The following is a 20,776-nucleotide window of genomic DNA, read 5'->3' on the forward strand; positions in this document are numbered from 1 at the left end:
CGCCGGGGGTACTAAGCGGGACCGGGGAAGCTCCACGTTCCCCCGGCCCCGCGGCGACGTTACGCCGTCGCATATGGGAGTTGACTGACCGGCCCGGGACTCGTGGAGCGTCCCGGGCCTTCCATTTGCTGGGCCGGCGGGGTCAGGAGAACACCGGGACGCAGGCCGTGGCTCACGTTACGGAAGCGCCGTGCGGAGGCATCGAGGAATCACTGCACTCGCCCTCATCCCCGGCCCAGCAACCACTCATCGAGGAGGAATCATGCAAACGATTGGGCTGCACATTGGTGCAGGTATTGACGCGATGGTGTCGGAGCCGACGCCGATCGGTGACGAAGCGGAGAAGCAGGTTCGGATGGCGCGCGCCAAGGCGGACATTATGCGCGAGATTGCATTGCGCACGCCTCCCGCGGAGCCGTCGAGATTCCGTCGCGTGCTCTCGTTCTTCGGTCTGGCTGATGACTGATGCGTCGTCCGAGTCTGCCCGCACCTGCAAGTGGTGCAAGGCCCCTGGGGCGATCGTCTCGCGGTGGGGCCTCCTCTGTGATGTCTGTCTCGAAATGCTCGAGGACGAGGTCCGTCACAAGAACCGTAAGTAGGTGGGCTGTCCGTAAATGGCCTTTACTGTTCGCCCTCGTGGCGGCCGGTCCGGTGGGTGTCGCAGCGGCGGCACCCGGTTTCAATTCTGGCGATCTCCTCGTGTGGGGGATCGCCGCTCTATTTGTGTGGGGAGTGTCGCGATGATTCGCGAGTTGGAAGAAACGGGGCGAGATCTCGCCGCCGAGTACGTGAGACAGCCGGTGAACTTCGGGGAGACGTCGGAGCTCGAGCGGATCGCCGCGCACGACGGGTTCGTGGCGGGGTTCGAGGCTGGCGTGAAGGCCGGCCTCGCTCTCGCGGAAGGCGGCGCGTCGTGATCGATTACGCCATGGAAGAAGCGGACTATCATTCCCGCCCGGAGCTGTCGAGCACGGGTGCGCGTCGTCTGCTCGATTCGCCGGCTCGGTTCAAGTACTGGTCGGAGCATCCGGAGCCACCGAAGGCCGCTTTCGATATTGGCACCGCGACACATTCGAAGGTGCTCGGTGTCGGGGCTCCGGCGATCGTCTACCCGGACGAGCATTTGACGCCGAGCGGGAACGTGTCTGAGAAGGCCGCGACGGTCGCGTGGGCGGCTGAGCAGCGTGCTAACGGGCTCGTGCCGATCAGTCGCGAGCAAGCGAGGCGAGTCGATGCGATGGCTGAGGCTGTTCTGGCTGAGCCGGATGCGCGGAAGATCATCGAAGCCATCGCCGGCCGTGAGGTGACGATCATCAGCGACGTTGAGGGCGTCCCGTCGCGTGCCCGGTTCGACATGTACAACGGCGTGCGGGCGGCCGACTTGAAGACGGGGCGTGATGCTTCTCCGGGAGGTTTTAACCGGGGCGGCATGGCTGGCCACGGCTACTACATCCAGGAGCAGTGGTACCGCGACACGCATTACGCCGAGACCGGTCACGAACTCGAGTCGTTCGATTTCATCGTGGTCGAGTCTGACGCGCCGTATCTGGTGGGCGTGTACGACGTCGACTGGACGTACCGGGAGGCGGCACGGAAGAAGACGCGTGAGGCCCGCGAACGGTGGCTGGAATGCATGGGCACGGGCATCTGGCCTGGCTATGGGAAGAAGACACTCCTCGCCCCGACGTGGGTCGTGATCGAGGACGAAGACGAAATGGAAGCAATCATCTGATGGACGTTTCAGAGACGATCCTGGCGAAGTCAGACCAGGTGAACGCGATCGATCTGGCTGAGCCGGTCATCGTGACGGTCGTGGATGTGAAGCGCGGGCCGGCCGATCAGCCGGTGCACATCATCACCGACAAATACGGCAAGGAGCGCCCGTTCAAGCCGTCGAAGACGGTGAGACGCGACCTCGTGAAGGCGTGGGGTAAGGAAGCTCAGGCGTGGATCGGCCGCAGCATGGAGATCTACAACGAGCCCTCCGTGATGTGGGCAGGTAAGCCCGTCGGCGGTATCCGGCTCAGCGCTCTCTCGCACATCGAGAAGCCGATCCAGACGGCGCACACGATCACCCGCGGCAAGTATGTGGAGGTGACGATCCGGCCCCTCGCGACGGTAGACCCGGAGCAGGTGCAGGCTGCACTCGCGGACATCGCGGGCGCCGAATCGCTTCCGGCGCTCAAGGCCGCTTGGGATCTCGCGGGTACGCGCGGTGTCGCGAAGGTTCCTGAAGTGATCGCCGCGAAGGACGCACGCAAAGCCGAGCTCACAGTGGAGGAATCATGACGGTGCAGGAGAAGCCCATGTTCGTGTTGACGGCGCAGAAGCGTGCGGTTCGTCGTCCTGAGGGCGTGCGGGGTACGTCGATGCTCGGGTGGGTGTCTGACGAGGAGGGATTCGCCCGCAGGTGGGGGAACCGACGGCCTGACATCGGCGTGCAACGCTCGCAGATCGCGCAGCCGTTGATCGAGCGGGCAACGGCGATGAATGAGGCTCAGCTGCAGTCGGGTTTCCTCGACTTCCTGTACGTCGTTGATGTCGAGACTCCCGTGCACGTGTGCACCCCGGAATGTCCGACTGAGGGGGGCGAGTCGTGACCCGGTTCGTTCCTCTGGGGGCGTCCCCGGAGACGCAGGCGCGTGAGGCACCGCGAAGGTGTTGCGCGAGGTGTCGTCGGGGTACGGCGGCTCTGGGCGAGTTCCCTTGTGGGCTCGCCCTTTCTTGTGCCTGCCATGACGACATGAAGGTGGGCGCGGTCGAGCGGGAGATGATCGTGCCCGCTTGCCGGAAGTTCGCGTGCACGTCTCAGGCACACCGCGGCGGGCTGTGCCGGGTTCACTACGCACGAGTGGTGTCGGAGCAGTATTCGTGACCACACCGAAGGGTGTCCTGCGCGCTGTGACGGCTCGTGACGGCCACGAATGCGCGTGGCATGGGGAATCGTGCGGAACGGACACGCTCGTCCCCCAGCACCGCCAGGGCGGCATGGGCGGGTCGAAGCTCAAGCACCGCCTCTCGAATGTGGTGTGGCTGTGCTCGCTGCAGAACGGGCTGATCGAATCCGATGCCGACGAGGCCGCGGAAGCACGACGGCGGGGAATCAAGATCAGTCAGCACGACGACCCCCGCATGATCCCCGTCGAATACCCCGACGGGAAGTACTGGATTACCGATGACGGGCGACGGATCTGGATCGATCCGACGCCGTTCTAGAAGGACACACATGGATAACAAAGCGATCGACTGGCTGGTCGACCTCGACGACGAAGAGTTCCGAGAAGCGGTTTCCCAGGCTGCGAAGGCTCGTGATCGTGAGCCCGAGAAGTGGCGGGCGCTCCTTGACCCGCGGGCGATCGAGTCGACGTTGGACGCGCTTGATTGGTTCGTGGAGCAGGGCGAGGTGCAGTCGCAAGATCCGGCTCGTTTCCCACGGGCGCACCATTTCCTGAAGCGTATGCGGGGGTATCGCACTGACGTGATGTTCACGCTGAAACTCAGAGGGGAGGGCTGATGAGTGACGTGGTTCAGAATCGATGATGGTTTCCACGGTCATCCGAAGGTCGTGGAGTTGTCGCTCGAAGCTGTGGGACTGTGGGCGCTTTCGGGTTCGTGGTGCGCTCAGTACCTCACTGACGGGTTCATCTCGGCGCGAACGGTACGCAGGTTCGGTGGGTCGAGTGAGGCAACGTCGGAGCTCGTTTCGTCTGGTCTGTGGATTGAGACGGACGACGGCTGGCAGTTCAAGGACTGGTCGGACTATCAGCCGATGAAGGAGGAAGTGGAGGCTGAACGTTCGGCGGCACGCGAGCGAATGAAGCGTGTACGTGCGGCGAAGAAGGGCGTCACTTCTCCTGATGTTCGCCCGAACGATCAGGGAACTATCGGTGGCGGTTCTCTGGAAGTTCGCGTTGCCCCTCCCGACCAGCTCCCCCCGACCAGTTCTCCTTCTTCTCCGAAGAAGGGTGGGGCCGCTAAACGCGGCACTCGCATCCCTGAACCGTTCATCGTGACGGCCGAGATGAGGGCATGGGCTGCGGAACACACGGCGCTCGTCGACGTCGACCGATCGACGATGAAGTTCGTCAACTACTGGCGAGCAAAGACGGGGCAGGCCGCGACGAAGCTCGACTGGCCGCGCACCTGGCAGAACTGGCTCCTGTCCGATCAGGAGAAAGCAGAAGCACGCCCGAAGCGGATGACGCCCACTGAGCGCGCGCAACAGACAGCCGCCGCCGGTCGACGTGTCGGCGGCATGCAGATCACGACACTCGCATTGGAGGAGACATGAACGTTGACCAGCTGACGATGCTTCTGGCAAGGATCCAGGTTCTCGACAACCGACAGGTCGACGAGCTCACAATCCAGGCTTGGACGCCGCTCATGGAGAACGTGGACTACGGCGAAGCGGTCGCCGCGGTGAACGCACACTCGACCGAGTCGACGGAGTACCTGAAGCCGGCGCACATCGTGCAAAGGGTGCGCGCGAAGCGGAAGGACGCCCTACCGGCGACGATGAGCCCTGAGGGGAAGGACTGCACGAAGCTCGGCAAGCCCCGCCATGAATGGATGGACGACGGCTACTGCCTGTTCTGCGAGCAGAGGAGAGACACATGACACACGGCAGGAAGTCGACGTACGACAAGCACAAATGCAGGTGCGGGGAGTGCAGGGCGGCGAACACGCAGTATCAGCGGGAACGGCGCGCGGTCATCACGCACCGGGACGCGGTAAGGGCTAGGAGATCCACTCCTGGCCCTTACTCGTTGGGGAAGGTCGCATGAGCCGGTCGCGAGCGTCTGCGAAGTCGGCAGGGACGCGCATGGAAACGCTCGTTGCCTGGCACCTGTCCGACGCGCTCGATGACGATCGGATCGAACGGCGGGCGAAGAACGGCGCGAAGGACCGTGGAGACATCGCGAACGTCAGGACCGCGCTCGGTGAACGGGTCGTCATCGAGTGCAAGGACTACGGGGGCCGGCTCATGCCGGGCCCGTGGGTCCAGGAGGCACACACGGAAGCAGGGAACGACGACGCCGCGGTTGGTGTCGTCGTCGCGAAGCGTCGGGGCACGACCCGCCCCGGCGATCAGTGGGTCTTGATGACCCTGGACGATCTTGCCGTCCTACTGGGCGGGAAGCGAGAGGAGCAGTAAATGGCACAAGTGCAGATCGAGACGGCATTCGTCGACAAGGTGATCAGCGGCCAGCAGGGGCCGTTCGCGCTCAAAACTTCGGAGCCGCACCGTCGCAAGAACGACCGGGGCGAGTACGAGACGGTCGGGCGTACGTTCCGTGACGTGAAGGGCCGGGACGTGGACTTCTCGCAATTCGCGGAGGGCGACCGGGTTCGGATCTTCGGCCGTGAGGTGACGGAGAAACGGGAACACGAGGGCAAGGACTATTACTCGCTGGTCGTATGGGCTGACGCGGTGGTGAAGATCCAGACCCGGGACGGCGGCCAGCAGGCCCAGGGAGCGCCTAACACGGGCGGGACGGGCAACTACGCCGGGCCGGGCACGAACGGCGCTCAGGCGGGCGGCTGGGGCGCACCCGGCGCGGACGACGAGACGCCTTTCTGATGCCCGAGCGGATCCAGCTCAGCCGGAAGAAAGGCTGGCGCAAGCCCGAGAACACCGTCGTTGTCTCGCGGCCTTCCAAGTGGGGCAACCCGATCAGGTGGCCTGAGCTCAGAGAGGATTATCGAGAACCGGCCGACTGCCGGAAGGTGACAACCGAGCTATTCCGCGATGGGTTTCTGATGGGCGACTGGCCGTCTTACCCAACTGAGGACGAGGTTGTCGCCGGTCTCCGAGGCAAGAACCTCGCCTGTTGGTGCCCTCTCGATCAGCCGTGCCACGCCGACGTGCTCCTAGAGCTCGCGAACGCCTGACCCATTCCACAGGGGTCGCATCCACTACCGGGTGCGGCCCCTCTGCATACCTGAAAGGCAACATCATGAAGAAGACACTCACGGCCGCGATCGCTACGGCCCTCATCCTCGCCCCGACGATGGCGCACGCGGGCACTGACCCGTACACCGTGGACGCGGCGGGAATCACGATCAACACCGGCCCGATTCCCGATAACTTCCACATCAACGTGCGCACGACGGCGAACGTGTCGTACAACATTCACGGCGAATCGAAGTGCATCACCCGCACCGACGCGGAATGCGCAGGGCAGCGTCACGAGGTCGCCCAGCTCATCGGGCAGACGTTCGTGCCGTGGAGCATCTTCGGGATCCCCGAGGGTCAGGCGTGCGCGATCTGGATTCAGTACTCCGGCACGAACTACCACTTCGGTGAGGCCGAGACCGCTGGACAAGTTGCAGGCCCGGACTGCGCGGCCCCGTCCGACCCCGACGACCCGAAGACGACGCCCACGGATCCCCCCGTGACGCCCGAGCCCACGGAAGAACCGACCCCGGAGCCGACTCCCGAACCGACCGAGGAGCCGACGGAAGAGCCCACCCCGGAGCCGACCGAGACCCCGGAGCCTACGACCCCTCCCGGCCCGGTCGAGCCCGCGGGTAGCGACATGCGGCCCCTGATCGCTCTCGGCGGCGGCGGTCTCATCGCCGCAGGACTCGCGGCACTCCTGATCCGACGGAAGAAGGCACAGCGATGACTGAACACGAGACAACGATCACCACGTACGACAACGGAGTCCGCTGGACGTGCACGTGCGGGGCGCTCGGCAGGTGGCCCATTGCGGACGGGTCAGCCCAGCAAGAAGCAAACGCACACATACAGCGAACCCGAAGGAAGATCAATGACTGACAAGCAGCACGCCTACGACCCCGACCTGCCCTACGTGGTGGAGCACGCCAGCCACGTGTTCGCGCGGTTCCCCTCGGAGGAGTGGGCCGAGGCGTTCATCGAGCCTCGCCGATACGGCAGTGACTACAAGATCATCGACACAACCCCCGCGCCGCGCGTACCGGAGGACGCGGAGCACGTTGTTTGGATCTTCGCGGCGACACCGAACTACCGAATGTACGCCGAGAAGAAAAATGGACTCTGGTTCCACGAAGACGCGCGCAATGGTTGCGCCCTCGAAGACCTCCCCGGCGTCACCCCCGAGACGACCTTCACGGTGCTCGATGAGAGGAAGAGCGATGCCTAAGTTCCGCAAGCGGCCCGCCGAGGTCGAGGCGAAGCAGTTCTCCGGCGTCCTCGACCTCATCGACGTGTACGCGCTCGCTGACTGGTGCGGCGGAGACTTCAAGCACGACACGCACCCCGGCCAAGAGATGAAGACCTACTACTGGTCGATCGAGATTCCGACGCTCGAAGGCGTGATGCGCGCGACGCCGGGCGACTGGATCATCCGCGGCGTGCAGGGCGAGTTCTACCCGTGCAAGCCCGACATCTTCGAGCAGACGTACGAGGAGGTTCCCGAATGACCGAGCAGACGAACGCTGACATCATCGCATGGTTGCGCCGCGCGCATACGTTCGATCTGTCCCCTCTTGGGCATGAATACACGGACGCGCAGATCGCAGATGCCCTGGAAGCCGCCGACCAGCGGGCCGAGTTGGCCGAGGCGAATCTATCAGTAGAGGAGAGCAAGAACGCAGGATACAGAGCGAAGAACAACCAGCTCGCCGCCGTCGTGGAGAAGTCGCTCGCCGTTGTGACCGACTCCGATCAGGGTGACAGCTTTCTACCCTTGCTGACCGTGCTGGAATCCGCCCCAGCCGATGCCCTGCGCGAGCACGACGCGGCACTGATCGACAGCCTCATTGAAGGCATCGGATCAGGGACGTACACACATCAGGTTGGGGAGGGCATCGAAGTCGCCCTTGACCAGCTACACGCCGCGAAGGCGGAACTGCGAGAGGGGAAGCCATGAGCCGTTTCAACGAACCGAAGTCACCACTCACGTCAGCGCGCATGTTCGACAAGACGAGTGACGCCGAACTGGCCGACTGGCTCGACACGGACGCACAGGCGATGGACGGACAGCCAGGGCGGAACAATCACGTTGCGGCCACCCGCGCCGCCGCTGAGCGTCTGAGACGGCTTGCCGAGCACGACGCCAAGGTGCGGGCCGAGTCCTACCAGCGGATCCTCGATGCCGCGAACGTGGACGAGCGTTCGAGCGTCATCCTCGCCGCCGTGAAGGGCATCGCACGAGACGGGATCCGAGGTGAGCCGAGCGATGCGACGTTGAAAGAATCGGCCCCAGATTTGACACGTCCCGACGATATGCGAAGCGATGTTGCATATCCGAGCGACGCCGAGGTGGAAGCCGCGGCACGGGGCGCATACGACCGGGCGTTCCTGAAGCACGCGCCCGAGGACGTAGACCGCTGGGACGACCTCGTGGTGGACAACGACGAGGCGGCGGAATCGTGGCGGGAAGTCGCCCGTGCCGCTCTCCTTGCCGCCCAGGAGGTGCGCCCTGGCTGACCAGACGACACCCGCCGAGATGCGGGAGACCGCGAAGCGACTGCGGGCGATGGTATTCGCAATGGAGCGCCTGGGCGAGACGGCTGACGACGAGCGTGCGGGTGCTGACGCTCTCGACCGGCTGGCCGACGTGATCGAGTGGGCGCTCACCGACGACACGCCACCGTCGCTCGACTCCGAGTCGTACGGGATCGCCCGAGGAGACGCGCTCTACATCGCCCGCGGGGACACCACCAACGAGAAGGAGAAGCGATGACCGGCAGCGTCAGCGGTGCGATCCCGTTTCCCGGTCCCGCCGGTCGTTTTCTTGCACATCGGCACGCGCCTGGGTCTCATCGCTGGACTTCGCGCCGTGCCAGTGCTCACCCCGCGCGTCGTCCCATGCCTTCTCGCGGCGGGTGCGCGCGGGGGCTTCCGGCTCGTGGGCGTCAGCGGCACCGCCTTCGTCGTCCCATCGTTCGTCGGCTTGCTGGTCTTCGTGGTCATCGGAGGGTCGTTCATCGGTCATGTTCTTCACTTTCGAGTGTTCGTCCGTTGGCTCTCTCGCGACTGGCGATCAGGACCGCTTCCCGTACCGTGCTGCGCGTTGAGATGTTGCGTTCCGGTGAACGGCTCACATCGACTGCCGACGATTTCGCGTCGCCAGGCCTATCTGAGCCGCTCACCACAACTATCCACTGGACGACTTCGTTCAACGGGGCGCACTCGTCGTTGAGTACTTTCCCAAAGCTATCCCGGAAGGAGCAACGGTGATACCCCCCAACGCGAAACGTATCGCCAGAACCATCTTGGCCAACGAAAAGGAGAAGCCGTGATCTCTCCACCTCTCGACCGAAACAAGACCGTCTATCAGCGCCTCCGTGAACGTCTCGCGGAGGCGCTTCCCGTTGGTACCGACATCGACAAGGCCGCGGCCGCACTGCACCCGTACGTGGTCGCAGAACGACACGACGCGAAGGAGACACGATGACCAGTAAGCGAACACTCGAGGCTGAGCTCGAAGCCGAAGTGGAGCTTCGTAGACGCGCGGTAGACGCGAAGAACCGAGCAGACGCGGCCGCCCACGCCATGAAGTCCGCCCTGGTGCGGGTGGCGAAACACTTCGGCTTCTACGACGCGTACGTGAGGGAAGAACGGTACCTCGTCGAGCGTCATGATGGATACCCGCCAGAGAACCAGCCGACGGGCTACAGGAACGTGTTCTCGCCCGACGCTCTGATAGCGGATCTTGACGCGATCGACCAGGCAAGATCCGCCGACGAAGCACGCGCACGACTCGGGATCAAGGAGGAAGCATGACGACCGACACCTACAAGCTCACCGAAGGGGAAGCAATGCGATGCCTCGCCGCGGTGATCGACAACCCCGAACTCACCGATCTTGTCGAGAAGGGATGGTGGGCATGAAACGCATCTGGACGATCTGGGGCATCACGGCACTCACGGGGGTAATCCTCGTGGGTGCTGTCGTTTTCGGGGCGGTTGCCTGCGCCGGGTACGCGGGCGACGTGGCGTCGTTCTGCATATCTATCTTCGGCGGGGGCCTCGCCGTATTCGCTACGGGGGCCGTCGCGATCTGGCTGGATGACGAGGTGCCGCGATGAAGGGCAGTAGCGGTGCAGGCTGGGCGACCGCGTTCTTCGCCTACCTGACGTTCTCCGCATGGCTGGACGACGAGGCAGGCGTGGTAGGCAGTTTCGGGATTGTGGGACTCGCCTTCCTGGCGCTGTTCTTCCTCTGCCGGTCCATCGAATCACTCAAGGAGAAAGCATGACCGAGAAGTATCCAGTCGAGAAGCTCGACGAATACGAAGATGACGGAACGATGCCCGGCAACGTGCAGGAACTGCGCGACGCCGTCGTGGGGCACCGGATCGTGCGCGCGGGAAACGCCACGAGAACCACGACATACGCGTCGGGCTATTCGTATACGTCCAAAGTGTTCGAGATCGAACTCGACAACGGCAAGACTGTTCAGCTGGCCCAAGGCGGCGACTGCTGTGCGTTCACCGAGCTCGAATCGTTCCTGTTGAACGTCGATCAGATAGACCACGTCATCACAGGTATCGGCACGACGGGCCGGTACACGAAGTGGCACATCTACGCCGACATGGGCGATGTTCTCGAACTCAACGTCGGATGGAGCCCCGGCAACCCGTTCTACTACGGATACGGGTTCTACATCAACGTGGAGGACGCGAATGCTGACCGATGACGGACATGGTGAGTTCGGCTACCTGACGACGGCCCAATGGGAGACATTCCAGTGGGCCGTCTCCTATTCGTTCGCGCTCGTACCGTTCCTCCGCAGCGCCGGGAACTACAGCATCAGCGTCGACGAGGGTAGATCCGCGAAGACAGAGCCGGCGCTCGGGATGCCCGCGACACAGATCGCCGCTATCGAGATTGAACGACTCGCCACACGACTAGGGGAGTGGGACAACCTTGAGGACATCGCCAACGACATCGAAGGGTGGCAGATCGCGCTCGACTTCACACGCGAGGTGAGAACCGCGGCGGAGCGGTGGCCCATGGAAGACGAACCGCACGACGTCCCCGACCTTAGGTGCATCCACTGCGGGAAGCTCGGCATCGTCTACCGGCCTCCCGTAGCTCCCGGCGACGACACGAAGGTGACCTGCGAAGAATGCGGGGGAGAGGAAGACGCCGAATCGTTCGCCGCGAGAGTCAACATGATCCGGCTCGAGATGGAACAGGTGCGGCGTGCGCGTTAACGGCTGGGTGAGCATCGCGGAAGCGGCGAAAGCGACAGGCCGGACGAAGAAGACCGTCTACCAGTGGATCCGCGAAGGGAAGGTGCGGACGATGCGACCCATGCGGGCACTCTGGGTCAACCTCTCAGACATCCGAGCGGTGGAAGAAACGACCACCCTAGGGCGTCCTAGAAAGAAAGGGTGAATCGTGTTACACTCACTAGTGAGGATCGAGAACTGCGCCTAGCCGCCGGTCGAACTTCACACACTAGCTGCTCATCGCCTCCGGGTTGATGGGCATTTTTCGTATCTGAACACGCTCGAGCCGGGTCAAGCCGCGGCGAGCATGCCTTCGTAGCTCAGAGGAAGAGCGCCCGCCTGTCGAGCGGGAGGCCGGGGTGTCGGAATCCCTCGGAGGCGCGGTGAGGTCGAGTGACTGAGGAGATGAAAGCGCGCACCCTTCTCGACCGCACTATCCACAAGCGCCCTTGCGCGGTGCGCCCACGATCTGGGCCGTCCCCGTGCACGCCTCTGTGGAACTAGCCCGGCATGTTGAATCACGGCTTTCCTTCCGTGAACCTCTACCGGGCACACGCCGCTCTAGCTCACCAGGCAGAGCATCCGTTTGAAGCACGGAAGGCGCGAGGTTCGAGACCTCGGGGCGGCACAATGCGACGACTGCGCCGATTATGCGGTCAGGGATCCCCGTCGCAGAAGCCCACGGTCGAGTACCGGTAAGGACGACGGGCGTCGAGTACTCACACGCCGTCGACACCGTGGCAATTCTTTGACTGGTCACTTCCGAATGCTCTGGATCCCAAGCGATCACAGGGAAGTTTCTTTGACTGGCACTTCTTCTGGCGGGACGTCAACGCGTAGGGACATGCACGCGAAGGCAACTCACGACGGCTGTATCAGAAGGGCCCAGGTTGACCTGCGTCCCGCCAGCACTTCTCTCCACACCTCTTCACCGTGGCCCCACGGACACGGCTCTACGACGAACAACAGCGTAGGAGGCCACGGTGATGTACCAGTGCGACGAATGCCCCGCCGAATACACGTCCGCTATGGCAGCGGCCGAATGCGGCGAGACGGATCGTGCGGATGACGCACGCGAACGGCAATGGCTACGTACGCACCCGACAGGCAGAGTGCGGGCCGAGCAGGCAACAGGCTAACCGCCGCTCGAGGAGGATTACATGTCCTCCGAGATCGAGTGGAACATGCCGGGCGATGCCTACTTCAACCCTCCCAAAGAGAAGAAGAAGGAAGCGCCCAAGCCGACGCCGAAGCCGCCCGCGCCGAAAAAGCGGTACAAGGTTGCCACGTCCGAACGGCGCGATGCGCGGCTCAAAAGGCACTACAAGATGACGCTCCTGGAATTCGAGGATTTGCTCGATTCGCAGGATCGCGTGTGCGCCATATGCCGACAGCCCGATATGGACTGGCATGTGGACCACGACCACGCATGCTGCCCGGGAAACGTGACGTGTGGGAAATGCGTACGCGGGATCCTGTGCCGAGCTTGCAACTGGACGATCGGGAAGATGCAGGACAACCCCGAGTGGCTGAGAGCAGCGGCAAGGTACGTAGAGGACAACGCGCGAGGGCGGTAGCTACATGCGTGTCTGCACAGAGACCGGATGTCCGACCCTGATCACGTCAGGGCGCTACTGCCCCGACCACGCACGCGCATACGAACGTGCACGGGGTAGCCGACAACAGCGCGGCTACGGGCTTGAGCATGACCGCATCCGTGCAGGGTGGGCGCCGAAGGTCGCATCTGGCCGCGTCACATGTTGGCGGTGCGGCGAACGCATCAGCGCGACAGAGCCATGGGATCTCGGCCACGACGACGAGGACCGGAGTAGGTACCGCGGGCCCGAACACGCATACCGATGCAACAGGGCAGCGGCAGGGCGCAGATCGCACGACTAGCGCACGGCGACGACGAACGTACACGAGGCGATCCAACGCCCGAATGCACCGCAAGGAATACCTGACCACCCCGGGGCGTTGAACGCCCCTCACGTGACCCTCCAGGGGGTGGGGGGATGCCCTCAGCGCGGCACCCTGCCGTACCGCCGGGGAGGTGTCTACATGGTGCGGAGGGTTCAAAAGTTTCCGCCGTTCGGCTATGGAGGGGGTGGTCTGGATGCCTCGTGGGGGTGCTCGCCCGGGTTCTGGCCCGGCTCCTGATCCGTCTTCGGCGCGCTCTGAGCAACGGGGATTCAAGCTGGCTGGTCTGCCTGCTGAGGGTTATCGCGGTGTCGTGCCGGATTTCCCGCTGCAACCGATCGTGCTGTTCACGGAGTACTTCGAGGACGGCTCGAGGGTGAAGGTTGCAGACGAGGGCGGTACGGAGTCGTTCCGTGAGCGTGAGGCGCAGATCTGGGCTGAGGCGTGGACGACTCCGCAGGCGTGCGCCTGGTCGATGGAGTCGTGGCGTTGGCCTGTAGTCGCGGAGTACTGCCGCCTCAAGGCCGTGATTGAGCATGACCCGGGCGCGAATGCGTCTCTTGTGGGCCAGTTGCACCGTTACCGGGACCAGTTGGGGTTGACTCCGGCAGGTATGAAGTTCAACGGCTGGGCGATCGCGGCGGACGAGGTGGCTGAGAAGCGTTCGGAAAGGGTGGAGCCGGGACCGGCTGTTGCTCCGGTTCGGCGCCTGAGGGCCGTCAATGGAGATGTCGAGTGAGTTTGTAGTCGACTTCCCGACTCTCGGCGATCTGGGTGATGCGTGGATTACGCGTCACTGCCGTGTGCCTGATGGTTTTACGCGTGGCCGGCCGTTTCAGATGGCGGACTGGCAGTTCTGGTGCCACGCGAACAGGTATCGGATCCGCCCTGATGCGGTGTTCGTTCCTCCTGAGCTCGTCGGCCCGGATAAGCCGCCCGTTCTGAACCAGGCGTTCTTCTATCAGCAGACGCTGGTGGTCGCTCCGCAGAAGACCGGCAAGGGGCCGTTCTCGGCCGCCCAGGTGGCGTTTGAGGCTGCTGGGCCGTCGGTGTTTGCGGGCTGGGCTGAGGGCGGCGAGGTCTATTCGTGCGCCGACAACGGGTGCCCGTGTGGCTGGGAGGACTCGCCTGAGGCGTTCGTGTACGCCAAGGGTGAGCCGATGGGCATGCGGCACCCTTCGCCGCTGATTCAGATCACGGCGAACAGTGCCGAGCAGGCCGACAACATCTACAAGCCGTTGCGGGCGATGATTAACCTTGGCCCGTTGAAGCAGCTCCTCGCGGTTCGTGAGGGCTTCATCCGCATCTTGGGCCTGTCGGACCAAGACGACCTGGATCGTATCGATGTAGTCACTTCGTCGGCTCGGTCTCGTCTGGGTAACCCGATCTCTGATGCCGAGCAGGACGAAGCGGGCCTGTACACGAAGTCGAACAAGATGGTCGACGTCGCGGATACGCAGGCTCGTGGTGCTGCGGGTATGGGTGGCCGGACGCATCTGACGACGAATGCGTGGGATCCGTCGGAGAACTCGTACGCGCAGATGATCTACGAGGCCAACGAGCCGGACGTGTTCATCTTCTACCGTGACCCGGATAAGGAGTTGCGGGGCGATGATGGCCGACCGCTGGATTACAAGAAGCTGGCGGATCGCCGGCGTATCCACGAGTATGCGTATGAGGGCTCGTGGTGGGTGAATCTCGACTCGATCGAGGCGCTCGCGCGGAAGCTGATGAAGCGCGACCCTGAGCAGGCGGAACGGTTCTTCGGTAACCGTCTCGTCGCCGGTCACGGTAAGTGGTTGGAGGACGGTGCGTGGGAATCGAAAGCGGTTCCTGCTCTTGTTATTCCTCGTCGTGCGCCGGTCGCTGGCGGGTTCGACGGTTCGAACAATGACGACCACACGGGTATCCGTCTCGAGCTGTTGCCGACGCAGTACCAGTTCACGCCGACGTATGGCCCGGACGAACGAAAGACGCTGTGGAACCCCGCCGACTACGGCAACCGCATCCCTCGCTCTGAGGTGATGGCGGCGTGGCGCGAGTTGGCGAAGTTCTACGACCTTGTGCGCGTCTATCTCGACCCGTTCTTCTGGCAGTCGGAGATCGACGAACTGGCGGCGGAGTTCGGGGAGACGGTGTTCATCCCGTGGGCGACGAACCGTCCCGTGCCGATGCATGCGGCGCTTGACCGCTTGAAGACGGACCTGGGGAATGACGATTCGTCGTTCTCCCATGACGGTGATGAGGTGGTGCGGACACACATGAGGAACGCACGCATTCGTCCGACGACTGTTGACAAGACCACGGGCGTGAAGCGCTACGTGATCGGTAAGCCGTTCGGCGAAGAGCACCGGAAGATCGACTTCGCCATGTCCAGTGTGCTCGCTCATGAGGCGGCGATGGATGTTCTCGCGTCGGGGTGGAAGCCCCGGACTAGCAGCAGGGTCCGCGTATGGCGGTGAGAGGGGGTTGTCTTGACTGATCTCGATGAGGCCCTCCGCCTATCGCGGATCCTGACGCGCGAACAGAAGCCGCTGCAGCGCAATGATGAGTACTTCGAGGGTGAGCAGCCGCTCCGGTTCCTCGCCCCTGTGCTTCAGCAGGAGCTGGGCTACCGGTTGTCGCCGATCGTCCTGAACCTCGCACTGTTTGCTGTGGACGTGTACGACAACCGTCTCGACATCGACGGTTTCCGTGTCCAGTCGCGCGGCCGGACCACTGTGGGGCCGGATGGGCTGTTTGTTACGGAGTATCCGGAGACGACGGCCGATACGGACGTGTGGGACGTGTGGCAGGAGAACGAAGGCCCGTTCATCTCGCAGCAGAACCACCGCGAAGGTCTCGCTCTCGGCCGTGCCTATGCGATGGTCGGCGGTGGAGATTCGAAGGATGATGCGCCGGTAATCACGATCGAGTCGCCCTTCGATGCGATCCACGAGGATGACCCACGCACCCACCGTGTGCGGCATGGCCTGAAGCGTTGGACGGACCCCGACAAGACGCGGTGGATGACGTATCTGCGGGGCGACGGTTCATCGATCACGTGGCGACGTCGAGGCTCTGAATGGGTCGAGGAGACCAACGAAGCGACGGAAGCGAACTCGCAGAATCTCTGTGCGTTGGTGCCGTTCCCCAACGATCCGCGGGTTCTGGGGCGTGCGCGTCCGGGCAAGTATGACCAGCGTCTTGGCCGGTCAGTGTTCGCGCCGATCATCTCGCCGTTGGACGCGCTGAACAAGATCGCCTCGGACATGATGGTGTCCGCCGAGTTTCATGCTCTGCCTCGACGGTGGGGCACGGGGCTCAAGGAAGACGATTTCATCGACGAGACGGGCAAGGCGCTCGACACGTACTCGATGATCGCCGGCCGCATGTGGGGCACCGAGTCCAAGGAAGCAAAGTTCGGACAGTTCCCGGAGGCGGAGCTGACGAACTTCCACAACACGATGAAGCTGCTCATGCAGACCATCGCCATGGAGCTCGGCTTGCCGTCTCACTACCTGCTGTTCCAGGGCGATAACCCGCCATCAGCCGATGCGATTCGTTCCTCTGAGGCGCAGCTCGTAAAGCGTGCCGAGCGCAAGCAGCAGGCGCTCTCGACTCGGTGGGAGCAGGTGCAACGCCTGGTCCTCATGGAGCTGGGGCGCGACGAGGATGCTCGTCCGAAGATGATCGAGACGCTGTGGCGTGACCCGTCGACTCCGACGATCGCGCAGAAGGCGGACGCGATCGTGAAGCTCGTTCAGGCGAAGGACGCGTCGGGGCGTTCGATTGTCCCGATCGAGCAGGCTCGTGAGGACCTCGGTTACACGCCCATGCAGCAGTCGGATATGCGCGACTGGGATCAGAACACGATGCAGGATGCGCAGATCAGCGCGGCGATGAGGGAGCTCGATGATGCTGCCCAGGGCGTCGGCTGACCAGTACCGCATCCAGCAGGGCATCTCGACGACCACAGCTTCGGCAGTGTCGAAGCTGTGGCGTCGGATGGGTGACGATTTCGATGAATCGTGGGAGTCGATCGGCCCGAAGATCACGGGCGTGGTGGAGGCGGGGCGCAAGGCTGCAGTCGCGCAGGCATTGCCCTACACGTCGCTGGTGTTACAGGAAACGAATCAGGTTGATACGCCAGTCGGCGAGTTGGATCCGAACGTATTCCTGAGCACTGCTCCGGACGGGCGCGACTTGGTTTCGCTGTATGACGAGTCGATCGTCAAGGCGAAGACAGCGGTCGCAACGGGGGAGACCGCTGATGCGGCATTGGGGCAGGCCGGCCGCTGGTTGACGATGGTGACGCTGACGACGTTGGCGGACACCCGCCGGGAAGTGTATTCGGCGGACATCGCTCAGCGTCCCACTGTGACCGGCTACACGCGAATGCTGAACCCTCCGTCGTGCGGCCGGTGCACGATCCTCGCCGGGAAGTGGTTTCGGTGGAACGAGGGGTTTCAGCGGCATCCTCGCTGTGACTGCCAGCACATCCCAGCATCTGAGAACGTTGCGGGCGATCTGCGCACCGACCCGTACAAGTACTTCGAGTCGCTCTCGAAAGAGGAGCAGGAAGCCGTGTTCGGGCGTTCCCAGGCGCGCGCTGTTCGCGAGGGTGCTGACATCTATCGTGTCGTGAACTTCAACGGCAAACGTGGTCTGCCGACTGCGGCATCTGCACGACGGTCAGGCATCACGCGCAGGATGACGATCGACGACATTCTCCGCACAGCCGGCACCCGCACGAACGCTATCCGGATGATGCGGGAAGCGGGCTATATCCGGGACCGCGGGCAGGTCGCGATCGCGCGATCACCTGGTGTCCTGTCGGACGCTCAGATCATCGCGGCAGGACGCGGACGCGGGCTCTACACACTTGGCGGGCAGACGCTCACCACGAACCGTGCAGCACGTTTCGACGCCGTCTCGACGGGAGAACGGGACATCCTGCGCCGGTCCACGATGACGGCGGCTGAGCGGCGTCTCTATGACGCTCACTACCGACTGCAGTACGCACTCACCAACGGTTCCGTGCCCCGCAGTATCGGCCGTTCATCCGCGGACCTCTACGCGAACGCGATACCAGCAACGCCAGCGCGTATCGAAGAGCTCCGTGAAGCACTGCGTCGTCAGATCTCATCTCTCAACGACCCGCGCACCCCTGACTCGGTGCGCCGTCTCGCGGCCGCTCTCGGCCTCGTCTGAGACATCACATACTCACCCGCCTCCCGCGGGGTCACTAGCGCGGTTTCCGCGCGTCCATATACGGCCGACGGGCCAGAAACGGATGGTCACGACCATGAAGCGCAACGCATTCGGTCAGCTTGTTCTCCCACCTTTCGTCCGCACCTTCGCGGACCAGGACGGAACGGGTGGATCCGGCGATGACGACGACAAGGGCGGCAAGGATTTCACTCCGCCGGCGTCGCAGGAAGAGCTGGATCGCATCATCAACAAGGCCGTCGGTCGCACTCACAAGCAGTACGAGGGCGTGAAGGAGAAGGCCCAGAAATGGGACGACTTCGACGCCAAGCGTGCCGGCGACGATGACGCCAAGACGGGCGAGAGGCCGTCGGGCGTCTCGGAGTCCGATGTGGACAAGCGAATCGCAGACGCGCTCGCCGCGAAGGATAAGGAACTCGCCATCGAACGGGTTTCTGACCGGCTCGACAAGGCGCTGGAAGGGCGTTCCTTCTCTGCGTCGAAGCTGTTCAGCCTCGACCGTTCCGAGTTCGTGAAGGAAGACGGCAAGACCGTCGATGCTGACGCGATCAAGGACTGGGTGGAGAAGAACTCCACTGCGGTCGAGGCGCCGTCAAACCGTCGCCTGCGCGCCCAAGGCGGGCGCAGTGCAGGCGCGAACGGCGGTAGCGCTCAGGCAGGACGTGACCTGTTCGCCGAAACCCACAAGAAGTCTGGAAAGGACTGATTATGCCTCATCTCCGCCAGGAGACCTTCGGCTCCGGTGACCAGACGTGGCTGGGGTCGACGCACGGACTGCGCAACGCGCGCACCAACGTGCTCGACATCTCCACGTTCACCGCAGCTACCCACTACCCGGACGGCTATCTCCGTTCCGGCACGGAGGTCAACGCCGCCAACGAGTCCGCTGTCACCCCTTACACGGGTGCTGAGGGCGAGCAGCTCGGCTACCTCCTCACCGACCAGAAGGTGCACGGAACTGAAGACCTGGGTGTCCCGGTCCTCCGTCACGGCATCATCAACATCTCGAAGCTTCCGATCGCGCACGTGGCAACCGGCGACGGTACTGCGGCGACCGCCGGCTTCACGTTCGTGGGAGGTGACAACTGATGGCTCTGTGGACTGACATCATCGACCCTGCCACTCTCACCGGGTACGCTCGCGCGTCGCTCGAGGAGTACGAGGCTTCGAAGGGCACGCTTGCCCGCTGGCTCCCCAACCGCGAGGTTGCGGATACGGTGGTTCGTTTCGTGTCCGGCCGTAAGGGCCTGGTCGAGGAGGCGCGCTTCCGCGCCTACGACGCCGAACCCGAGGTTGGCAAGGGCGAGCCGGGTAAGCGGACCATCCTTGAACTTCCGGCAGTGGGGCAGAACATCCCCGTGTCGGAGTACGAGCAGCTCCGTACCCGCAACTCGGCCGACGATGTTCTCGAGCGGTCGATCCTGCGCACCACGGATCGTGTCATCCGAGCGGTCGCTGATCGTGTCGAACGACTGCGCGGCATCGTGCTCAACACGGGTATCGCAACGATCCCCGAGCTCGGCGCGGCAGACAACTTCGGACGTTCCGCGTCGCATGACGTGACCGCGCCGACGCTGTGGACCGACCCGGACGCGGACCGTCTCGCTTTCCTGGAAGGCATCATCGACGTCTACCGGGAGTCGAACGGTGTCGAGCCCGGAGCGATCGTGGTCACCAACCGCGTGTTCCGTGCACTTGCGGCTGGTTCGCAGTTCCGCACTCAGCTCGTCAACGGGGCTTCGCGCCCCGCGACTGAGGCTGACGTGCGCGGCATCGTCACGGGTGCGGGCCTGCCCGACATCATCCGGTACGACCGGCGCACGTCGTCCGGCAAGGTGCTGGATGACTCGAAGCTGTTCCTCCTTCCTGCGCCCGTCGAGCCGGACGACTCGGAGGGCACGGAGCTGGGCGCGACGTTCTGGGGGCAGACGCTGACCTCCACGGACGAGCGTTACGGCATCGAGGAGTCGGAGCAGCCGGGCATTGTCGCGGGCGTGTACCGCGGCGAGAAGCCTCCGATGATTGCCGAGGTCATCTCGGACGCCATCGCGCTTCCCGTCCTCGCCAACGCGGACCTTTCGCTGAGCGCGAAGGTTCTCTGACCCGTTTGAGGCGGGGCACTCACAAGGTGCCCCGCCTCTCACCTGAAAGGCGATCATGACGAAGATTCGTGACGACTTCAACGGCATCACTATTCTCCGCACTGACGGCGGGCTGGATGTCATTCTCCGTGCCGGGGACACCGTGCCTGACGGACTGAGCGTGGGGGAACACCTCATCGCGAAGCAGGCCGTCGAGACCTCTCCTGCAGCACCCACCGTTCCCCCGAAGGCTGGGCCGGGCTCGTCTGCGAAGGCATGGCGCGAGTACGGAGTCCGCGAGACTTCCGCACGCGGCATGAACATCGACATTCCTGAGGACGCCAGTAAGGCAGACATCATCGACGCGCTGGAAAGCGCTGGTATCCCCACGGAGTGA

36 protein-coding genes and 2 tRNA genes are annotated in these 20,776 nt (G+C 63.7%); 37 read left to right on the forward strand and 1 reads right to left on the reverse strand.

The window, feature by feature from the left end:
* Positions 1 to 262 precede the first annotated feature (262 nt).
* The 18 genes from IEX05_RS00485 (at position 263) to IEX05_RS00570 (ending at position 8,672) form a co-directional block, all read left to right on the forward strand.
* Positions 263 to 466: a hypothetical protein gene (locus IEX05_RS00485; RefSeq protein WP_188699377.1), complete on the forward strand. Its 204-nt coding sequence runs from the start codon at positions 263 to 265 to the stop codon at positions 464 to 466.
* Positions 467 to 740: 274 nt separating this feature from the next.
* Positions 741 to 917, forward strand: a complete 177-nt coding sequence (locus tag IEX05_RS00490; protein WP_188699378.1) for a hypothetical protein — start codon at positions 741 to 743, stop codon at positions 915 to 917.
* Entirely contained in the window at positions 914 to 1,732 is an 819-nt protein-coding gene (locus IEX05_RS00495; RefSeq protein WP_188699379.1) for a PD-(D/E)XK nuclease-like domain-containing protein, read from the forward strand. Before IEX05_RS00490 ends, IEX05_RS00495 begins: the two co-directional genes overlap by 4 nt.
* Positions 1,732 to 2,289 (forward strand): hypothetical protein, encoded by a 558-nt coding sequence (locus IEX05_RS00500; protein WP_188699380.1) that lies wholly within the window; start codon positions 1,732 to 1,734, stop codon positions 2,287 to 2,289. Before IEX05_RS00495 ends, IEX05_RS00500 begins: the two co-directional genes overlap by 1 nt.
* On the forward strand, positions 2,286 to 2,600 hold the full coding sequence (locus IEX05_RS00505) for a hypothetical protein (protein WP_188699381.1): 315 nt from the start codon (positions 2,286 to 2,288) through the stop codon (positions 2,598 to 2,600). The genes IEX05_RS00500 and IEX05_RS00505 overlap by 4 nt, the downstream gene beginning before the upstream one ends.
* A gap of 271 nt (positions 2,601 to 2,871) precedes the next feature.
* Positions 2,872 to 3,216 (forward strand): hypothetical protein, encoded by a 345-nt coding sequence (locus IEX05_RS00510; RefSeq protein WP_188699382.1) that lies wholly within the window; start codon positions 2,872 to 2,874, stop codon positions 3,214 to 3,216.
* 10 nt (positions 3,217 to 3,226) lie between these two features.
* Complete coding sequence (locus IEX05_RS00515) at positions 3,227 to 3,514, forward strand: hypothetical protein (RefSeq protein ID WP_188699383.1); 288 nt, start codon at positions 3,227 to 3,229, stop codon at positions 3,512 to 3,514.
* A 3-nt stretch (positions 3,515 to 3,517) separates the two neighbouring features.
* Positions 3,518 to 4,291 carry a hypothetical protein gene (locus tag IEX05_RS00520; protein ID WP_188699384.1) on the forward strand — a complete coding sequence of 258 codons (774 nt, stop codon included), beginning with the start codon at positions 3,518 to 3,520 and terminating at the stop codon, positions 4,289 to 4,291.
* Positions 4,288 to 4,617 (forward strand): hypothetical protein, encoded by a 330-nt coding sequence (locus tag IEX05_RS00525; protein WP_188699385.1) that lies wholly within the window; start codon positions 4,288 to 4,290, stop codon positions 4,615 to 4,617. Before IEX05_RS00520 ends, IEX05_RS00525 begins: the two co-directional genes overlap by 4 nt.
* A 205-nt stretch (positions 4,618 to 4,822) precedes the next feature.
* The gene (locus tag IEX05_RS00530; RefSeq protein WP_229661042.1) at positions 4,823 to 5,155 is read left to right on the forward strand and encodes a hypothetical protein; all 333 of its coding nucleotides are present in this window, start codon (positions 4,823 to 4,825) and stop codon (positions 5,153 to 5,155) included.
* Positions 5,156 to 5,581 (forward strand): hypothetical protein, encoded by a 426-nt coding sequence (locus IEX05_RS00535; RefSeq protein WP_188699387.1) that lies wholly within the window; start codon positions 5,156 to 5,158, stop codon positions 5,579 to 5,581.
* Positions 5,581 to 5,892 (forward strand): DUF4326 domain-containing protein, encoded by a 312-nt coding sequence (locus IEX05_RS00540; protein ID WP_188699388.1) that lies wholly within the window; start codon positions 5,581 to 5,583, stop codon positions 5,890 to 5,892. Before IEX05_RS00535 ends, IEX05_RS00540 begins: the two co-directional genes overlap by 1 nt.
* Positions 5,893 to 5,957: 65 nt before the next feature.
* Entirely contained in the window at positions 5,958 to 6,629 is a 672-nt protein-coding gene (locus IEX05_RS00545; protein WP_188699389.1) for a hypothetical protein, read from the forward strand.
* Between the two features lie 144 nt (positions 6,630 to 6,773).
* The gene (locus tag IEX05_RS00550) at positions 6,774 to 7,127 is read left to right on the forward strand and encodes a hypothetical protein (RefSeq protein ID WP_188699390.1); all 354 of its coding nucleotides are present in this window, start codon (positions 6,774 to 6,776) and stop codon (positions 7,125 to 7,127) included.
* Entirely contained in the window at positions 7,120 to 7,407 is a 288-nt protein-coding gene (locus tag IEX05_RS00555; RefSeq protein WP_188699391.1) for a hypothetical protein, read from the forward strand. Before IEX05_RS00550 ends, IEX05_RS00555 begins: the two co-directional genes overlap by 8 nt.
* Complete coding sequence (locus tag IEX05_RS00560; protein ID WP_188699392.1) at positions 7,404 to 7,856, forward strand: hypothetical protein; 453 nt, start codon at positions 7,404 to 7,406, stop codon at positions 7,854 to 7,856. Before IEX05_RS00555 ends, IEX05_RS00560 begins: the two co-directional genes overlap by 4 nt.
* Positions 7,853 to 8,416 carry a hypothetical protein gene (locus IEX05_RS00565; protein WP_188699393.1) on the forward strand — a complete coding sequence of 188 codons (564 nt, stop codon included), beginning with the start codon at positions 7,853 to 7,855 and terminating at the stop codon, positions 8,414 to 8,416. The genes IEX05_RS00560 and IEX05_RS00565 overlap by 4 nt, the downstream gene beginning before the upstream one ends.
* 49 nt (positions 8,417 to 8,465) lie before the next feature.
* On the forward strand, positions 8,466 to 8,672 hold the full coding sequence (locus IEX05_RS00570) for a hypothetical protein (RefSeq protein ID WP_188699394.1): 207 nt from the start codon (positions 8,466 to 8,468) through the stop codon (positions 8,670 to 8,672).
* Positions 8,673 to 8,681: 9 nt separating this feature from the next.
* On the opposite strand, the gene IEX05_RS00575 is transcribed toward IEX05_RS00570, so the two are convergent.
* Complete coding sequence (locus IEX05_RS00575; protein WP_188699395.1) at positions 8,682 to 8,933, reverse strand: hypothetical protein; 252 nt, start codon at positions 8,931 to 8,933, stop codon at positions 8,682 to 8,684.
* A 294-nt stretch (positions 8,934 to 9,227) separates the two neighbouring features.
* Here IEX05_RS00575 and IEX05_RS00580 point away from each other — a divergent pair, with 294 nt between their 5' ends.
* The 19 genes from IEX05_RS00580 (at position 9,228) to IEX05_RS00660 (ending at position 20,776) form a co-directional block, all read left to right on the forward strand.
* Positions 9,228 to 9,386 carry a hypothetical protein gene (locus tag IEX05_RS00580; RefSeq protein ID WP_188699396.1) on the forward strand — a complete coding sequence of 53 codons (159 nt, stop codon included), beginning with the start codon at positions 9,228 to 9,230 and terminating at the stop codon, positions 9,384 to 9,386.
* Entirely contained in the window at positions 9,383 to 9,715 is a 333-nt protein-coding gene (locus tag IEX05_RS00585; protein WP_188699397.1) for a hypothetical protein, read from the forward strand. Before IEX05_RS00580 ends, IEX05_RS00585 begins: the two co-directional genes overlap by 4 nt.
* Positions 9,716 to 9,818: 103 nt before the next feature.
* On the forward strand, positions 9,819 to 10,019 hold the full coding sequence (locus tag IEX05_RS00590; protein ID WP_188699398.1) for a hypothetical protein: 201 nt from the start codon (positions 9,819 to 9,821) through the stop codon (positions 10,017 to 10,019).
* Positions 10,016 to 10,189: a hypothetical protein gene (locus IEX05_RS00595; protein ID WP_188699399.1), complete on the forward strand. Its 174-nt coding sequence runs from the start codon at positions 10,016 to 10,018 to the stop codon at positions 10,187 to 10,189. Before IEX05_RS00590 ends, IEX05_RS00595 begins: the two co-directional genes overlap by 4 nt.
* Positions 10,186 to 10,629, forward strand: a complete 444-nt coding sequence (locus IEX05_RS00600; protein ID WP_188699400.1) for a DUF7448 domain-containing protein — start codon at positions 10,186 to 10,188, stop codon at positions 10,627 to 10,629. The genes IEX05_RS00595 and IEX05_RS00600 overlap by 4 nt, the downstream gene beginning before the upstream one ends.
* Positions 10,616 to 11,149 (forward strand): hypothetical protein, encoded by a 534-nt coding sequence (locus IEX05_RS00605; RefSeq protein ID WP_188699401.1) that lies wholly within the window; start codon positions 10,616 to 10,618, stop codon positions 11,147 to 11,149. Before IEX05_RS00600 ends, IEX05_RS00605 begins: the two co-directional genes overlap by 14 nt.
* 7 nt (positions 11,150 to 11,156) lie before the next feature.
* Positions 11,157 to 11,333: a helix-turn-helix domain-containing protein gene (locus tag IEX05_RS15490; protein ID WP_373286278.1), complete on the forward strand. Its 177-nt coding sequence runs from the start codon at positions 11,157 to 11,159 to the stop codon at positions 11,331 to 11,333.
* 143 nt (positions 11,334 to 11,476) lie between these two features.
* Positions 11,477 to 11,548 (forward strand) — tRNA-Asp (locus IEX05_RS00610).
* Positions 11,549 to 11,722: 174 nt separating this feature from the next.
* Positions 11,723 to 11,795 (forward strand) — tRNA-Phe (locus IEX05_RS00615).
* A 532-nt stretch (positions 11,796 to 12,327) separates the two neighbouring features.
* Positions 12,328 to 12,744, forward strand: coding sequence for an endonuclease VII domain-containing protein (locus IEX05_RS00620; RefSeq protein ID WP_188699402.1), 417 nt, complete (start codon positions 12,328 to 12,330; stop codon positions 12,742 to 12,744).
* 4 nt (positions 12,745 to 12,748) lie between these two features.
* Positions 12,749 to 13,066, forward strand: a complete 318-nt coding sequence (locus IEX05_RS15595) for a DUF8602 domain-containing protein (RefSeq protein WP_505744121.1) — start codon at positions 12,749 to 12,751, stop codon at positions 13,064 to 13,066.
* A gap of 334 nt (positions 13,067 to 13,400) precedes the next feature.
* Positions 13,401 to 13,826 carry a hypothetical protein gene (locus IEX05_RS00625; RefSeq protein ID WP_229661043.1) on the forward strand — a complete coding sequence of 142 codons (426 nt, stop codon included), beginning with the start codon at positions 13,401 to 13,403 and terminating at the stop codon, positions 13,824 to 13,826.
* A complete protein-coding gene (locus tag IEX05_RS00630; RefSeq protein ID WP_188699403.1) occupies positions 13,810 to 15,549 on the forward strand; it encodes a terminase large subunit domain-containing protein in 1,740 nt (579 codons plus the stop codon). The genes IEX05_RS00625 and IEX05_RS00630 overlap by 17 nt, the downstream gene beginning before the upstream one ends.
* Before the next feature lie 12 nt (positions 15,550 to 15,561).
* Positions 15,562 to 17,007, forward strand: coding sequence for a phage portal protein (locus IEX05_RS00635; RefSeq protein ID WP_188699404.1), 1,446 nt, complete (start codon positions 15,562 to 15,564; stop codon positions 17,005 to 17,007).
* On the forward strand, positions 16,982 to 18,280 hold the full coding sequence (locus tag IEX05_RS00640; protein ID WP_188699405.1) for a hypothetical protein: 1,299 nt from the start codon (positions 16,982 to 16,984) through the stop codon (positions 18,278 to 18,280). Before IEX05_RS00635 ends, IEX05_RS00640 begins: the two co-directional genes overlap by 26 nt.
* Before the next feature lie 94 nt (positions 18,281 to 18,374).
* Entirely contained in the window at positions 18,375 to 19,004 is a 630-nt protein-coding gene (locus tag IEX05_RS00645; RefSeq protein WP_188699407.1) for a hypothetical protein, read from the forward strand.
* 2 nt (positions 19,005 to 19,006) lie between these two features.
* Positions 19,007 to 19,387, forward strand: coding sequence for a potassium transporter (locus tag IEX05_RS00650; RefSeq protein WP_188699416.1), 381 nt, complete (start codon positions 19,007 to 19,009; stop codon positions 19,385 to 19,387).
* Entirely contained in the window at positions 19,387 to 20,400 is a 1,014-nt protein-coding gene (locus tag IEX05_RS00655; protein WP_188699418.1) for a major capsid protein, read from the forward strand. The genes IEX05_RS00650 and IEX05_RS00655 overlap by 1 nt, the downstream gene beginning before the upstream one ends.
* 55 nt (positions 20,401 to 20,455) lie before the next feature.
* Positions 20,456 to 20,776, forward strand: coding sequence for a hypothetical protein (locus tag IEX05_RS00660; RefSeq protein ID WP_188699420.1), 321 nt, complete (start codon positions 20,456 to 20,458; stop codon positions 20,774 to 20,776).

It is taken from the genome of Microbacterium nanhaiense, assembly GCF_014646015.1.
GTDB classification, from domain to species: Bacteria; Actinomycetota; Actinomycetes; order Actinomycetales; family Microbacteriaceae; genus Microbacterium; species Microbacterium nanhaiense.